Annotated in this window: 15 protein-coding genes; 4 read left to right on the top strand and 11 right to left on the bottom strand. The window is 59.9% G+C overall.

All coding sequences use genetic code 11. The annotated features are described in order from the left end of the window. Positions 1-35: 35 nt before the first annotated feature. Both AS026_RS18100 and AS026_RS18095 read left to right on the top strand, forming a co-directional pair. On the top strand, positions 36-308 hold the full coding sequence (locus tag AS026_RS18100) for a DUF982 domain-containing protein (RefSeq protein ID WP_051420074.1): 273 nt from the start codon (positions 36-38) through the stop codon (positions 306-308). A 153-nt stretch (positions 309-461) separates the two neighbouring features. Beyond that, positions 462-1,478 (top strand): glycosyl transferase family 90, encoded by a 1,017-nt coding sequence (locus AS026_RS18095; protein WP_062370850.1) that lies wholly within the window; start codon positions 462-464, stop codon positions 1,476-1,478. Positions 1,479-1,483: 5 nt separating this feature from the next. On the opposite strand, the gene AS026_RS18090 is transcribed toward AS026_RS18095, so the two are convergent. The 9 genes from AS026_RS18090 to AS026_RS18050 all read right to left on the bottom strand — a co-directional run bounded on the left by AS026_RS18090 (position 1,484) and on the right by AS026_RS18050 (position 10,292). Further along, positions 1,484-2,443, bottom strand: a complete 960-nt coding sequence (locus AS026_RS18090) for a UDP-glucuronic acid decarboxylase family protein (protein ID WP_062370848.1) — start codon at positions 2,441-2,443, stop codon at positions 1,484-1,486. Positions 2,444-2,517: 74 nt separating this feature from the next. Beyond that, positions 2,518-3,135: a LysE family transporter gene (locus tag AS026_RS18085; RefSeq protein ID WP_025661169.1), complete on the bottom strand. Its 618-nt coding sequence runs from the start codon at positions 3,133-3,135 to the stop codon at positions 2,518-2,520. Between the two features lie 138 nt (positions 3,136-3,273). Continuing rightward, positions 3,274-3,666: a Fe-S cluster assembly scaffold SufA gene (gene sufA, locus AS026_RS18080; RefSeq protein ID WP_025661170.1), complete on the bottom strand. Its 393-nt coding sequence runs from the start codon at positions 3,664-3,666 to the stop codon at positions 3,274-3,276. Between the two features lie 77 nt (positions 3,667-3,743). Further along, the gene (locus AS026_RS18075; RefSeq protein WP_018854912.1) at positions 3,744-4,124 is read right to left on the bottom strand and encodes an SUF system Fe-S cluster assembly protein; all 381 of its coding nucleotides are present in this window, start codon (positions 4,122-4,124) and stop codon (positions 3,744-3,746) included. 11 nt (positions 4,125-4,135) lie between these two features. After that, complete coding sequence (locus tag AS026_RS18070) at positions 4,136-5,377, bottom strand: cysteine desulfurase (RefSeq protein ID WP_025661171.1); 1,242 nt, start codon at positions 5,375-5,377, stop codon at positions 4,136-4,138. Between the two features lie 12 nt (positions 5,378-5,389). Beyond that, on the bottom strand, positions 5,390-6,664 hold the full coding sequence (gene sufD / locus AS026_RS18065; RefSeq protein WP_025661172.1) for a Fe-S cluster assembly protein SufD: 1,275 nt from the start codon (positions 6,662-6,664) through the stop codon (positions 5,390-5,392). A gap of 23 nt (positions 6,665-6,687) precedes the next feature. After that, the gene (sufC, locus tag AS026_RS18060) at positions 6,688-7,443 is read right to left on the bottom strand and encodes a Fe-S cluster assembly ATPase SufC (protein WP_018854909.1); all 756 of its coding nucleotides are present in this window, start codon (positions 7,441-7,443) and stop codon (positions 6,688-6,690) included. Between the two features lie 72 nt (positions 7,444-7,515). Continuing rightward, positions 7,516-8,985: a Fe-S cluster assembly protein SufB gene (gene sufB / locus AS026_RS18055; protein WP_018854908.1), complete on the bottom strand. Its 1,470-nt coding sequence runs from the start codon at positions 8,983-8,985 to the stop codon at positions 7,516-7,518. A 143-nt stretch (positions 8,986-9,128) separates the two neighbouring features. Further along, a complete protein-coding gene (locus AS026_RS18050; protein ID WP_062370846.1) occupies positions 9,129-10,292 on the bottom strand; it encodes a cysteine desulfurase family protein in 1,164 nt (387 codons plus the stop codon). Positions 10,293-10,497: 205 nt separating this feature from the next. Here AS026_RS18050 and AS026_RS18045 point away from each other — a divergent pair, with 205 nt between their 5' ends. Beyond that, a complete protein-coding gene (locus tag AS026_RS18045) occupies positions 10,498-11,175 on the top strand; it encodes an alpha/beta hydrolase (protein ID WP_007789602.1) in 678 nt (225 codons plus the stop codon). Here AS026_RS18045 and AS026_RS18040 read toward each other — a convergent pair. Beyond that, entirely contained in the window at positions 11,172-11,696 is a 525-nt protein-coding gene (locus AS026_RS18040) for a GNAT family N-acetyltransferase (RefSeq protein ID WP_062370844.1), read from the bottom strand. The genes AS026_RS18045 and AS026_RS18040 overlap by 4 nt on opposite strands. Beyond that, positions 11,696-12,814, bottom strand: coding sequence for an anhydro-N-acetylmuramic acid kinase (locus AS026_RS18035; RefSeq protein WP_062370842.1), 1,119 nt, complete (start codon positions 12,812-12,814; stop codon positions 11,696-11,698). The genes AS026_RS18040 and AS026_RS18035 overlap by 1 nt, the downstream gene beginning before the upstream one ends. A 116-nt stretch (positions 12,815-12,930) precedes the next feature. Between AS026_RS18035 and tyrS the strand changes: the two genes are divergently transcribed. Beyond that, entirely contained in the window at positions 12,931-14,187 is a 1,257-nt protein-coding gene (gene tyrS / locus AS026_RS18030) for a tyrosine--tRNA ligase (RefSeq protein WP_025661176.1), read from the top strand. Positions 14,188-14,197 lie beyond the last annotated feature (10 nt).

Genomic DNA, 14,197 nt, shown 5'->3' with positions numbered 1-14,197 from the left:
TCCGCACTTACACTGGAAATGAAGGTCCGCGCGGAATGCCAAAAGACGACAGCGATTCTCTGACGCAGGCTCCCTGGCCAAAGCCGGTCCTGCTTGCCCTTGAAGAGCCGGGCAACTACGTGACGATCGCAACGACGCAGGCGGCCTCCTGGACGATGATCGAGGATTGGCCGACCGAAGACGGTCCGGCGCTCGACCGCGCCTTGTTGATCTGCGCCGACGTCGTCAAGGGCAAGCGCACGAACGAGGATGCACGACGTGCCTTCATAGAAGCTGCCGTCGAAGCGGGCATCGACATCAAGAGCTGACAACCGGTCCAACCTCCCTTGGACCAAGCCTTCGTTCGGTACCGGCTTGCGCGCTGCATGCGCACACACGCGATCTGTTCTTTGGCCCCAATCCACCATATTGATTGCCGCGCGTCAGCGATCGTTTGACGATTGTCGCGTAAGCTCAGGAATATGATGACGTATTCTTCCACCCTCAACCCGCTTCGCCTCTACAGCACGCGACGGGTTGCACCCTATTTCAGGCGCGAGTTCAAACGGGTCGGCGCCAAGCCGCCAAAGGTACGCATTGGTTACACCGATGCCGGGAATCCGCCTCGAGATGTTCGGATCGAGCGGCATGGGCAGCAGTTCATCCTCGTTCTCGAGAGCGCCGCGACACGGTGGTTTTCCGGATACATGCGGTACAAGGTCTGCAGCTATGCCTATTGGCTGAGCCTGTGTCCGCCAGAGGTGAGGTACATCACCGTGAACGCCTCGGATGGAGAGGCGGTCTCCAACGCACGATTTGCGGCGTCCGTGCGGTTGCCTCAGCATGTGGGGCTGCCAGATCCGCACTTCTTCCAGAACGACGGCTTTGCCGCCGAGTTGGAGCGCGGCCAGACAGCGCCGCGCTGGGAGGAGCGCTCGAACGACATCGTCTGGCGCGGCGGCATGAATGGCTGCGGCTGGGCGAGCTTTTCGCCGGAAGACATCAACAATCCCGCCGTCCTTCAGAGGATCCGGATGGTCTTGAAACTCAGGGACATGGCGGGACTGGACGTCAAGTTCGTCGATCTCCATCCGACTGCGGACGACTACGGCACGCTGGCGGACCGGCAAAAGCTTCTGGGGCAGCCGATTGCGGCCCAAAGTTGGCTCGGGCGCAAGTTCGCGATTGATATCGATGGCTATACCAACACCTGGTCGAACCTCCTGGTGCGCATGCTCTACGGATGCTGCGTGCTGAAGGTCGAGTCACAATTCGGCTTTCGCCAGTGGTATTATGACGAACTCAAGCCGTTCGAACACTATGTACCGGTCGCTGCCGACATGTCGGACTTTCGCGAGAAGATCGATTGGGTGCGCAGCCACCAAATCGAAGCCAAGGCCATTGCGGAACGTGGTCAGGCGCTGGCACGTAAGCTTACTTTCGCAACCCAGGCGCGGCGCGCCGCCAACCTCATCGAAGAACACTGGGATCGGGACTAACTGGCTTAAACGGCTGCCAGTACCGGTGCCTCACGAACGGTCTTGAAGTAGGCAATGGTGCGCGTCAGGCCGTCGCGGAGCGGAACGCTCGGCGTCCAGTCCAAAAGCCGCCTCGCCTTTTCGATATCCGGCAACCTCTGACGCGGATCGTCTACGGGTAGAGGGCGATGGACGATGCGTGAATTGGAGTTGGTCAATTCGAGGATGAGGTCCGCCAACTGTCGGATCGTAAACTCTTCCGGATTGCCAAGATTGATCGGACCCGTAACATCCGGACGACCGCTCATCATGGCCATCAGACCCGCGACCAGGTCATCCACGTAGCAAAACGACCGCGTCTGTGTTCCGTCGCCATAGACGGTGATGTCGTCGCCCGATAGCGCCTGCTTGATGAAATTTGCGACAACCCTTCCATCGGCGGGATGCATGTGCGGCCCGTAGGTGTTGAAGATGCGCACGACCTTGATCGGTAGTCCGAACTGGCGGCGATAGTCGAAAAACAATGTCTCGGCGCTCCGCTTCCCCTCGTCGTAGCAAGCACGCGGGCCAATCGGATTGACGTTGCCCCAGTAGTTTTCCGATTGCGGATGGACATGGGGATCGCCATAAACCTCCGATGTCGATGCCTGCAATACCGGAATACTCCTGTCTCGAGCCAGCTCGAGCATGTTGAGCGCGCCGACGACACTCGTCTTCAACGTGGCGATCGGGTCGGCCTGATAATGGACCGGTGAGGCTGGGCATGCGAGGTTATAGATCTCGTCAACCTCGAGGTTCACGGCCTCGTTCACGTCCTGAGTAAGCAAGCTGAAGGCGGGGTTATTGAGCAATTCCGCGACATTGTGCATGGAGCCCGTCGAGAAATTATCCATGCAGACAACCCGATGCCCTCCGTCGAGCAGCCTTCTGCAAAGATGTGTGCCGACGAAGCCGGCGCCGCCGGTAACAAGAATGCGTTTATTCATAGTGGCTTGCGCTTGTTTGTGACGTCGCAGGCCTATCGCGGATTCTGCCTGCCTTCAAGGGAGCCGGCCTGAAACTAGAGGAGCGAGTAGGCTGCTGAGGCGAGCGCTGCGAGGCCGAAGAGTATCAGCAGATAGCTTGTTCCGCGCACGACCTTTGCTGTGAAATTCATTGGCAATTTGCCCCTGGCGACACTGACCGTACCGCTCAGAAGAAACCACCAAGCAAGCGATCCGCTGAAGACGCCGCCCACGATCACGGCCGAGCTGAAACGCCGCGTTTCCTCCGTCAACCCGAAACCGGCGAACAGCGCGCCAAAGGAGAGAATGGTGGCCGGGTTGGAGATTGTCAGAAAAAACGTTGCAGCTGTTGTGCCCAGGAGGCCCGCCGCCCTGACATTTGCAGCCCTGACCGGATCGTGCGTCAGCCCTCGATAGCCCAGCGCCAGGAGCAATAAGCCTCCGCCAATCGCCAGAGGCAGCGTTGCTACCGACATGGCCTGCTCGAAGACCGCGATTCCGGTTACTGCGACCAGGGCATAACCGGCATCACCGAGTGCCGTTCCGAGGCCACAGGAGAAGCCAGCAGTAAAGCCGCGCTCCAATGTACGATTGATACACAGCATTCCAATCGGCCCCAGCGGGGCCGTGATGATGACGCCCAGCAGGGCGCCCTTCGCAAACAGCAATAGCATTGGTCAGTCGCTTCCCCTCCACAGGAGACAATCCCGCGGACTTTCGAAAGAGAGCCTTTAAGGCGCTATTGCGAAGAGGTAAAATCAAAAAGGCCGCCGAACCGGCGGCCTCATCGAGAATTCGAATGATTGTGACAATCAGTGCGCAGGCACGACAGCATTGCCCTGGGCAGCAAGCGCCGCAAGGTCTGCAGGCTTCAGTTCCACGGATTCGCCGCAGCCGCACGCAGACGTCTGGTTTGGATTGGTAAAGGTAAAACCGGAGCGCAACGTCGTGCTCTCGAAGCCCATTTCGGTGCCGAGGAGATAGAGCACTGCTGATGGTTCGACCCAGACCTTGGCGCCATCCCGCTCGATCAAATCGTCCTTGGCGTTCGGATCGGTCACGAGGTCGATGGTATACTCCATCCCTGCACAGCCGCCCTTCTTGATCCCGACGCGAATGCCTTTGGCCTCTGGTCCGGAGTTCTCGACGATCGCCTTCACGCGGTTCGCAGCGGTCTCCGTCATGCTCATGATTGCAAAGCCCATGGGCCTTTTCTCCTTCCGCGCACGGATTCAAGGTCCGGCGTTTCATGATTCAAATGTAGTGCCAGTAGCTTAACCGATCAATACCAGCCGACGGCGACCTGCGCCTCTTCCGACATTCTGTCCGGCGTCCACGGCGGATCGAAGGTCATCTCGACCTCGACGCCGGATACGCCCTCAACCGCGCCGACCGCGTTCTCCACCCAACCCGGCATCTCACCGGCAACGGGGCAGCCCGGCGCAGTCAGCGTCATCATGATCTTCACCATGCGATCGTCTTCGATGTCGATCTTGTAGACCAGCCCAAGCTCGAAAATGTCAGCCGGAATTTCAGGGTCATAGACCGTCTTGAGCGCCGAAATTACGTCGTCGCTCAGCCGCGCCAGTTCGTCGGCCGGAATGCTGGAATGCACGATGCCTTCGCGCACGTCGATCTTCTGTTCGCTTTCGTCCAAGCTCATATGGACACTCCTTAGGCAAAGAACTTGCGCGCATAATCAAGCGCATCTGCCAAGGCATCGACCTCGGCCCGTGTATTGTACATCCCGAAGGACGCGCGGCATGTGGAGGTGACGCCGAAGCGTTTCAAGAGCGGCATGGCGCAATGCGTGCCCGCGCGGACGGCAACACCCTGACGGTCGATTACCATCGACACGTCATGTGCATGCAGACCGGCAAGCTCGAAGGAGAAGATACCACCTTTGCCCGGCGCCGTGCCGAACACCCGCAACGAATTGACCGCCTGCAGCCGCTCCGCGGCGTAGGCCGCGAGATCAGCCTCATGGCGCGCGATCGCCTCGCGGCCAACCTTTTCCATGTAGTCGAGCGCATAGCCGAGCCCGATCGCCTGGACGATTGGCGGCGTGCCAGCTTCGAAGCGATGTGGCGGATCGTTGTAGGTCACGGCATCCTCTGTCACCTCGAAGATCATCTCGCCGCCGCCCTGGAAGGGCCGCATCTCGCGGAGCCGCTCCTTCTTGCCATACAGCACGCCGATGCCCGACGGCCCGTAAAGCTTATGGCCGGTCATCACGTACCAGTCGCAATCGATATCCTGCACGTCGACAGGCATATGGACGGCGCCCTGCGAACCATCGACCAGTACAGGAATGCCGCGCTCATGCGCGATCCGGCAGATTTCCTTGACCGGAACCACCGTGCCGAGCGCATTCGACATATGCGTGATCGCGACGAGCTTGGTCCGCTCCGTCAGGCTCTTTTCGAAATCCTCGACGTGGAAAGCACCCTCGTCGTCGACGGGTACCCAGACCAGCTTGGCACCCTGCCGCTCACGGATGAAATGCCACGGTACGATGTTGGAGTGATGCTCCATGATCGAGATGACGATCTCGTCGCCCTCGCCGAGCTTGGGCATGCCCCAGCCATAGGCGACGGTGTTGATCGCTTCCGTTGAAGACTTCGTGAACACGATGTCGTTGATATCAGGCGCGTTCAGGAAGCGCCGGATCTTCTCGCGAGCGCCCTCATAGGCGTCCGTAGCCGCATTCGACAGGAAATGCAGACCACGATGAACGTTCGCATACTCGTTCGAATAGGCGTGGGAAATCGCGTCGATGACGGCCTGCGGCTTCTGGGCGGAGGCGCCGTTGTCGAGATAGACCAGCGGCTTGCCATAGACTTCCTTCGCAAGGATCGGGAAATCCTTGCGAATGGCTTCGACGTCGTATGCGGTTGCCGGAACTATCTTGTCCATGACGCTATCCGATCAGGCGTGCTTTTCGAGCCAGGCCGAGATGACGCCTTCCAGCGCCTCGACCAGAGCTTCGTCTTCCAGTTCCTCGACGATTTCGGCAACGAAGGCATTGACGAGCATGGCGCGCGCCTTGTTCTCCGGAATGCCGCGCGCCATCATGTAGTAGAGATGGTTGTAGTCGATGTCGGCAACGGTTGCACCGTGACCGCACTGAACGTCGTCAGCGAAGATCTCGAGCTCCGGCTTCACCGAGAACTCGGCGTCGTCAGATATCAATAGCGTGTTGCACGCCATCTTCGCGTCGGTCTTCTGCGCATCGGGCGCAACGCGGATCATACCCTGGAATACACCCTTGGCGCGGTCGAAGACGACGTTACGGATTACTTCCGTGGAACCTGTATGCGGGACGTTATGGCCGAGAACCATGGTAACGTCCGTATGCGTTTCAGCGCCCAGCAGGTTGATCCCGCGAAGCGTCAGATCGGCGCCCTCGCCAGTCACCTTGATGTGCAGTTCCTGGCGAACCAGCTTGCCGCCGGCATTGATGACGAACAGCTTCAGCTTGGCATCGGCGCCGAGATCGACACGGATCTGGCCGAGGTGCGTATCATCAGCGCCCTGTTGCTGGGTGATGATCCAGGTGAGCTCGGTACCCTCGCCAACCGTGATGTCACTGATGTGGGACACGAAAGCCGAATCCGAAGTCACTGCAAGGTGACGTTCGATGACCGTCGCCTTTACGTTCGCGCCGAAGGTGACCGGCAGGCGCGTATGCGTCTGGCCGCCAGCGTGAACAAACTGGATCTCAAGCGGTTCGTCAAACGTCGTTTCCGAGGCAACGTCAATGACGTAGCCATCGCGAACGAAGCTGCCGTTGATCCGGCCGATCGCGTCGTCATTGCCGAGCGCGCCGAGGCTGGTGGCAGCCGTGCCGTTGGAGAGCTGAGCCGCATAGCCTGATATGTCCAGACCATCGACCGAAGCCTTAAGATCTGGAACACCCTGAATAACCGACAAAACGGAGGACTCTTCGACCAGCGGGTCGCGAGCTTCGGAGCCGGCGTCGCCAGCCTGATCCGGAATGGCGCGCAGCAGGGTCTTGAGGTCGGTATAGTGCCAGGCCTCGATGCGGCGCGTCGGCAAACCGGCCTTCTTCAGGTCGTCAAGCAGCCTGTCCCGGATGGCGATGACCGAACCGTCGCCCGGCAGTTCGCCGATCTGGTTGTTGAAAGCCTCGATGAGCGCCGCTTCCGCGGCGGTCTGGCGGCTCGTCGTCTGCATGTTCATGAGACTCGTCCTTTCCGCCTCAATCAGGCTGCCGCACCGATGATGTCGGCGTAGCCATTGGCTTCCAGCTCGTGTGCCAGCGTCTTGTCGCCCGACTTGATCACTTGCCCCTTGTAGAGAACGTGAACGGTATCAGGGACGATGTAGTCGAGCAGGCGCTGGTAGTGCGTGATGACGACGACAGCGCGATCCGGCGAACGCAGCGCGTTGACGCCGTCGGCAACGATTTTCAGCGCGTCGATGTCGAGACCGGAGTCGGTTTCGTCGAGAACGCAAAGCTGTGGCTGCAGGAGGGCCATCTGCAGGATTTCGGCGCGCTTCTTCTCACCGCCGGAGAAACCGACGTTCAGCGGGCGCTTCAGCATTTCAGTGTTGATCTGCAGCTTGCCGGCTGCGTCCTTGACGAGGCGCATGAAGTCCGGCGTCTTCAGCTCTTCTTCGCCGCGCGCCTTGCGCTGCTCGTTCATCGCAACCTTGAGAAACTGCATGGTGGCAACGCCCGGAATTTCGACCGGGTACTGGAAGGCCAGGAAGATGCCCTTGGCGGCACGCTCGGCAGCGTCGAGCTCCAGAATGCTCTCGCCGTTGTAGAGGATGTCGCCTTCGGTGACTTCGTAGTCTTCGCGGCCGGACAGGATGTAGGAGAGCGTCGACTTGCCGGAGCCGTTCGGGCCCATGATGGCGGCCACTTCGCCGGCCTTCACGGTGAGATTCAAGCCGCGGATGATCTCGGTGCCATCTTCGGCGATGCGGGCGTGCAGGTTCTTAATTTCAAGCATGGTGTTTTCCCATAAAAAGCAATCGGAGAAAGGCGCGATCCACGCGCCCTCGCGCATTCATGTCGTGTCGCGTCAGCCGACGCTGCCTTCAAGCGAGATGCTGATGAGCTTCTGCGCTTCGACAGCAAATTCCATCGGCAGTTCCTGCAGGACTTCCTTGACGAAGCCGTTGACGATCAGGGCGATCGCCGCTTCCTCCGGAATGCCGCGCTGCAGGCAATAGAAGAGCTGGTCTTCCGAGATCTTCGAGGTGGTCGCCTCGTGCTCGAACTGCGCCGTGGAGTTCTTCGCCTCGATATAGGGAACCGTGTGGGCGCCGCACTTGTCGCCAATCAGCAGCGAGTCGCACTGCGTGAAGTTGCGGGCGTTGGATGCCTTGCGGTGCGCCGAGACCTGGCCGCGATAGGTGTTCTGCGACACGCCCGCAGCGATGCCCTTGGAGATGATACGGCTCGACGTGTTCTTGCCGAGATGGATCATCTTCGTGCCGCTATCGACCTGCTGGTGGCCGTTGGAGACGGCGATCGAGTAGAACTCGCCTCTGGAGTCATCGCCGCGCAGGATGCAGGATGGGTACTTCCAGGTGATAGCCGAACCGGTCTCGACCTGCGTCCACGAAATCTTCGAGCGGTCGCCACGGCAATCGCCGCGCTTGGTGACGAAGTTGTAGATGCCGCCCTTGCCCTGCGCATCGCCCGGATACCAGTTCTGGACCGTCGAGTACTTGATCTCGGCATCATCGAGCGCAACGAGCTCAACGACAGCGGCATGCAGCTGGTTTTCGTCGCGCTGCGGCGCGGTGCAGCCTTCGAGGTATGAGACATATGCGCCTTCCTCGGCGATGATCAGCGTGCGTTCGAACTGGCCCGTATTCTTTTCGTTGATGCGGAAATAGGTGGACAGCTCCATCGGGCAGCGAACGCCCTTCGGAACGAACACGAACGAACCATCGGTGAAGACGGCCGAGTTCAGGGTCGCGTAGTAATTGTCGGAGGTCGGAACGACGGAGCCGAGGTACTTCTGCACCAGTTCCGGATGCTCGCGAATGGCTTCCGAGATCGACATGAAGATCACGCCGGCCTTCTTCAGCTCTTCCTTGAAGGTCGTGACAACGGAGACAGAGTCGAAGACGGCATCGACGGCGATCTTCGGCTTCTCGACGCCAGCCAGGATTTCCTGCTCCTTGAGCGGAATGCCAAGCTTTTCGTAGACCTTGAGGATTTCAGGATCGACTTCGTCAAGCGACTTCGGGCCGGGCGTGCTTTTCGGCGCGGCGTAGTAATAGATGTCGTTGAAATCGATCTTCGGATAATCGACGCGAGCCCAGGTGGGCTCCTCCAAGGTCAGCCAGCGCTTGTAGGCTTCCAGACGCCATTCGAGCATCCACTCCGGCTCCTGCTTCTTGGCGGAGATGAAACGGATGATGTCTTCGGACAAGCCCTTGGGCGCCTTGTCCATTTCGATAATGGTCTCGAAACCGTATTTGTATTGATCGACGTCAATCTGACGAACGCGATCAACCGTTTCCTGGACGGCGGGCATGTCATTCTCCAATCTTGCCGGAGAAAAGGTCCGGCAGCTTGTCGTTCGGGCAGTATCGTTTGCCCCGTATGTAGGTGGCCAAAAGGGACTTTTCAGCCCGAATGGCAAGCGGAAAATTGCGTTTCCGCAAATTTATGAAGCGGTCAAGCCGCCTCCCCGGCCGGCTTGCGCCGAGCGGCTATTTTCGCGAAGACCGAAATCGCCTTGTCGATCTCCTCTTCGGTGGTGGCAAAGCCCAACGAAATGCGCAAAGCGCCGAGCTTTGGGTCTCGCCCCATGGCAACCAGGACATGGCTCTCGCCGACCTTGCCGGACGAGCAGGCAGACCCGGCAGAAAGCGCCACACCTTCGAGATCGAAGGCGATCTGGCCCGTTTCGGCCTTCAGCCCCGGAAGGGTGAAGAAAGTCGTGTTCGAAACGCGCTGGCCCTCGGAGCCGTAGATGACGACATCAGGTGCCGCGCCTCGCATTCCGGTTTCCAGTCGGTCACGGAGCACCGAGATCGCTTCGTTGCGTGCCTCAAATTCCATCGCAGCTTCGGCGGCAGCACCAAACCCGATCACCGCAAGCGAGTTCTCAGTCCCCGAGCGGTGACCCTTCTCCTGGCCGCCGCCATGGATCAGCGGTCGCGGCATCAGCACTTCACCGCGCGTGACAAGCGCACCGGCGCCTTTCGGGCCGCCGATCTTGTGCGATGAGACGATTAGGAAATCGGCGCCGAGCGCGTTGATATCCAGCTTCAAGCGACCGGCTGCCTGTACGGCATCGACAACAAGAAGGCAGCCATGCGCCTGCACCAGCTTCGCAACCTCGGCAATCGGTTGGACGATGCCGGTCTCGTTGTTAACGAGCATGACCGCGACCATCGGCAACCCGGCCGACTTGTCATGAGCGGCAAGCGAAGCACCAAGCGCATCGAGATCGACGACGCCGGCCTCCGTCACCGGAATTTCCGCCGTCTGTTCCTTCGGGAAGCGACCGCCTTCCCGCACCGCAGGATGCTCGACGGCAGAATAGTAAAGCTGGCTGACTTTAAGCGGCGTGCGCCCCATCCTGAACTCGGGCGTCAGCACCATATTGGCTGCCTCTGTCGCGCCGCTCGTAAAGATTACATGGGCCGGATCAGCCCCTGCAAGTGCCGCCACCTGGCGTCGTGCATGCTCGATCGCAGCACGAACGGCTCGGCCTTCGCCGTGGACCGAGTTTGGATTGCCGAACAGGTCCAACGCGCGCAGGGCCGCGTCGCGCGCATTCGGATGCAGCGGCGAAGTCGCGTTCCAATCGAGATAAAGGCGTGGCGGCGCCATGATCTTTTGTCCTGCGCTAAATCCTTGCGAGGCGGCTCGGCTCATTTTCCTTGAAATTTCGGCCGGGCTTGCCTTATGACACATCCCACAATGCGTGGATCGTCATGCAAGTTTCGAATTGTTCTAAACTGCGTTTTAAAAAAGCTGACAACATTCGTCAAGTCTTACGCAGGGCCGAACGCGAAAAATAAAAGCCGGAGTACCGATGCCCGAAGTCATTTTCAACGGCCCTGCCGGCCGTCTTGAAGGCCGCTACCAGCCCTCCAAGGAAAAAAGCGCACCGATTGCCCTCATTCTGCACCCGCACCCCCAGTTCGGCGGCACGATGAACAACCAGATCGTCTACCAGCTCTTCTACATGTTCCAGAAGCGCGGGTTCACGACGTTGCGTTTCAATTTCCGGGGAATCGGTCGCAGCCAGGGTGAATTCGACCACGGCGCTGGCGAGCTTTCGGACGCCGCGTCCGCGCTCGACTGGGTACAGAGCTTGCATCCTGATTCGAAGACCTGCTGGGTCGCCGGTTATTCCTTCGGCTCCTGGATCGGCATGCAGCTTCTAATGCGCCGCCCCGAAATCGAAGGTTTCATGTCGATCGCGCCGCAACCGAACACGTATGATTTTTCGTTCCTCGCGCCCTGCCCGTCTTCCGGCCTCATCATCAACGGCGAAGCCGATAAGGTTGCGCCCGAGAAGGACGTAAACGGCCTCGTTGAGAAGCTGAAGACGCAGAAGGGTATCCTGATCACGCACCGCACGGTGCCTGGCGCCAACCACTTCTTCAACGGCCAGGTCGAGACGCTGATGAGCGAATGCGAGGATTACCTCGATCGCCGCCTGAACGGCGAACTCGTGCCGGAACCGGCTGCCAAGCGGATCCGCTAAGCGGTCCGCATCCCGGCGGTCAGTTCGAACGTCGGACAGGTCAATCCGTCAATGATCATCGGCATGCGGCTTCGCATGCCGATTTTCGTTAGGACATGCTGAGATGCGGCATTGTCCGGATGCGTGAATGCGATGAACTGCTGCGCGAAGTTCCGTTCGAAGAACCATTCCGCCAACTCGCCGGCAATCTCCGTCGCATAACCCTTGCCCCATTCCTGGAACCGAAGCGAATAGCCGAGTTCGAAATCCCGCCGCTCACCGTCAAGCAGGGAAAAGCCCGCGCGGCCAATGAAGCGGCCGTCGTCACGACTGAGGATCTTGTACTTGGTGGCTCCATCCCGCTCCTGCTCGCCGAACCAATTGCGCAGCCGTTCCTCGGCCTTCTCACGCGACCACGGCGCAGTGCCCGAAAGATACCGTGTCGTCTCAATCGTGGAGTGAAGCTCATGGATCAGGCCCGCGTCGTCAGGTCCCCACATGACCGCGACTAGGCGCGGCGTCTCCAGAATCGCCCGTTGCATCACGGCTTCACCACGACGCCGCCGCTGACCGGCGCACGCACGCCGGTCGTGCCGGGAAATGTCAATGGTAAGCGGTCCAACGACCTTACCGCGAGATAGCCCCAGGCTTCAGCCTCCATGGAATCGCCATTGAACCCCGCCTGCTCCGCCTTTATCACCTCGGCGCCCTTGCGATGGGCGATATCTTTCAAATCTTGCATCAGCACGCGATTGAGCCGACCACCACCGCTGATGACATAGAGGGTCGGAGTGACCGGCAAGTGACCGGCGGACTTGATGATCGAGGCGGCCGCGACATAGGCAAGTGTGCGGGCGCCGTCTACAAGCTCCGCATCTGCACCCGACGGCGGCGGAAAGTCGTTGCGGTCGAGCGAGCGCCGCTTCTCTGCGGTGAAGAACGGGCTATTCAAATAGCGATCGGCCAGTTCCCCCACGATCCGTCCCTCGGAGGCTATCATGCCGCCCTGATCGAACGGCACGCCCGCATGGGTTTCGACCCACTGGTCGATCAGCGTATTGCCCGGGCCACTGTCAAAACCGACTATGACGCCCTCCGCGCCAATATAAGTCAGGTTTGAGATCCCGCCGATATTGACGAAGCAGACCGGCAATGTGGCATGAGGGACGTTGGCGGCGAGCGCCGCATGATAGACCGGAACCAATGGCGCGCCCTGGCCGCCATGCATCATGTCGTTGGCACGAAGATCGTAGACAACAGGAATGCCGGTTTCCCGTGCCAAAAGCGCCCCATCCCCGATCTGGACCGTCAGCGCTTCGTCCGGGCGATGTAACACTGTTTGGCCGTGAAAGCCGATGACGTCGATCGACGAGGCATCGAGCGCATTCGTAGCCAGAAATTCCCTCACGGCAATTACATGACGTAACGTCAGTTCACGCTCGACAGACGCCAGATCGCCCGGCCGCTGCTCACGTTGCGCAATAGACTTCGCCTGCTCCAGCGCCAGCTTCAATCGGTCGCGGAAGGCTGGCTCATACGGAACACCGAGGAACGGCCCGCGCTCGACGAAGGCTCGGCCGTCGGTCCGCAGCAGCGCCACATCGATGCCGTCCATTGATGTTCCGCTCATCAAGCCGATCGCGGTCCTGATCTTCTCCATGACCCCTCGCTGGAAGATTCTCGCCAAATGGTGACTGTTCGGCAAAACAGTGCTAAACGCGCCGCGTCACTTCAACAATAGCCAATCCGAAAATCCGCACCCGAGAGCAAAAGGTCATGTCCGAGTTCAAATCCGATTTCCTCCGTACGCTGAAAGAGCGCGGCTTCATTCATCAGATTTCCGATGAAACGGGCCTCGACGAACTCTTCGCCAAGGAACCGGTAACGGCCTATATCGGCTTTGACCCCACCGCTCCCAGCCTGCATGCCGGCTCGCTGATCCAGATCATGATGCTGCACTGGATGCAGGCGACCGGCCATCGCGCCATTTCGCTGATGGGCGGCGGCACCGGCATGGTCGGTGATCCCTCCTTTAAGGAGGAAGCGCGGCAGCTGATGACCGTCGATACGATCGAGAGCAACATCGCTTCGATTAAGCGCGTCTTCTCGAACTACCTCTCCTACGGCGAAGGCCCGAAGGATGCGTTGATGATCAACAACGCAGAGTGGCTGAGATCGCTCAACTACCTCGAATTCCTACGCGATGTCGGCCGGCACTTCTCGGTCAATCGCATGCTGGCTTTCGACAGCGTCAAGACGCGCCTTGACCGCGAACAGTCGCTGTCGTTCCTCGAATTCAACTACATGATCCTGCAGGCCTACGACTTCGTCGAATTGGCCAAGCGCTACGACTGCCGTCTGCAGATGGGGGGGTCGGATCAGTGGGGCAACATCGTCAACGGCATCGACCTCGGTCACCGCATGGGGACGCAGCAGCTCTACGCCCTCACCTCGCCGCTGCTGACGACCGCTTCCGGCGCCAAGATGGGCAAGTCTGCGACCGGCGCTGTCTGGCTCAACGCGGACATGCTGTCGGCCTATGACTTCTGGCAATACTGGCGCAACACAGAGGACGATGACGTCTCGCGCTTCCTGAAGCTCTACACAACGCTGCCGATGGACGAAATCGCACGCCTCTCAGCGCTTGCCGGTTCCGAGATCAACGAGGTCAAGAAGATCCTGGCGACTGAGGTCACCGCGATCCTGCATGGTCGTGTTGCCGCCGAGCAGGCTGCCGAAACCGCCCGCAAGACATTCGAGGAAGGCGGCCTTGCCGAGAACCTTCCGGCTGTCGACGTCCCGGCTGCCGAACTCGACGGTGGCATCGGCCTTCTGTCGCTGATCGTCCGCGCCGGCCTTGCAGCCTCGAACGGCGAGGCCCGCCGCCACGTTCAGGGCGGTGCGGTGCGCATCAACGACCAGGCCGTCAGCGACGAGCGCAAGATCATCGGCAGCGAAGAGATCACCGCTGATGGCGTGATCAAGCTATCGCTCGGCAAGAAGAAGCACATCCTGATCCGCCGCGCTGCCTAGGCGCGGTCAA

The organism is Rhizobium altiplani (assembly GCF_001542405.1).
Taxonomy (GTDB): Bacteria; Pseudomonadota; Alphaproteobacteria; order Rhizobiales; family Rhizobiaceae; genus Rhizobium; species Rhizobium altiplani.
Note: the sequence above shows the minus strand (reverse complement) of the source record. Positions and strands in the feature narration are given on the sequence as shown.

Coding starts and splice junctions, on each gene's coding strand:
- AS026_RS18100 (WP_051420074.1), top strand. CDS start 36: ATGCCAAAAGACGACAGCGATTCTCTGACGCAGGCTCCCTGGCCAAAG.
- AS026_RS18095 (WP_062370850.1), top strand. CDS start 462: ATGATGACGTATTCTTCCACCCTCAACCCGCTTCGCCTCTACAGCACG.
- AS026_RS18090 (WP_062370848.1), bottom strand. CDS start 2,443: ATGAATAAACGCATTCTTGTTACCGGCGGCGCCGGCTTCGTCGGCACA.
- AS026_RS18085 (WP_025661169.1), bottom strand. CDS start 3,135: ATGCTATTGCTGTTTGCGAAGGGCGCCCTGCTGGGCGTCATCATCACG.
- sufA (WP_025661170.1), bottom strand. CDS start 3,666: ATGGGCTTTGCAATCATGAGCATGACGGAGACCGCTGCGAACCGCGTG.
- AS026_RS18075 (WP_018854912.1), bottom strand. CDS start 4,124: ATGAGCTTGGACGAAAGCGAACAGAAGATCGACGTGCGCGAAGGCATC.
- AS026_RS18070 (WP_025661171.1), bottom strand. CDS start 5,377: ATGGACAAGATAGTTCCGGCAACCGCATACGACGTCGAAGCCATTCGC.
- sufD (WP_025661172.1), bottom strand. CDS start 6,664: ATGAACATGCAGACGACGAGCCGCCAGACCGCCGCGGAAGCGGCGCTC.
- sufC (WP_018854909.1), bottom strand. CDS start 7,443: ATGCTTGAAATTAAGAACCTGCACGCCCGCATCGCCGAAGATGGCACC.
- sufB (WP_018854908.1), bottom strand. CDS start 8,985: ATGCCCGCCGTCCAGGAAACGGTTGATCGCGTTCGTCAGATTGACGTC.
- AS026_RS18050 (WP_062370846.1), bottom strand. CDS start 10,292: ATGGCGCCGCCACGCCTTTATCTCGATTGGAACGCGACTTCGCCGCTG.
- AS026_RS18045 (WP_007789602.1), top strand. CDS start 10,498: ATGCCCGAAGTCATTTTCAACGGCCCTGCCGGCCGTCTTGAAGGCCGC.
- AS026_RS18040 (WP_062370844.1), bottom strand. CDS start 11,696: ATGCAACGGGCGATTCTGGAGACGCCGCGCCTAGTCGCGGTCATGTGG.
- AS026_RS18035 (WP_062370842.1), bottom strand. CDS start 12,814: ATGGAGAAGATCAGGACCGCGATCGGCTTGATGAGCGGAACATCAATG.
- tyrS (WP_025661176.1), top strand. CDS start 12,931: ATGTCCGAGTTCAAATCCGATTTCCTCCGTACGCTGAAAGAGCGCGGC.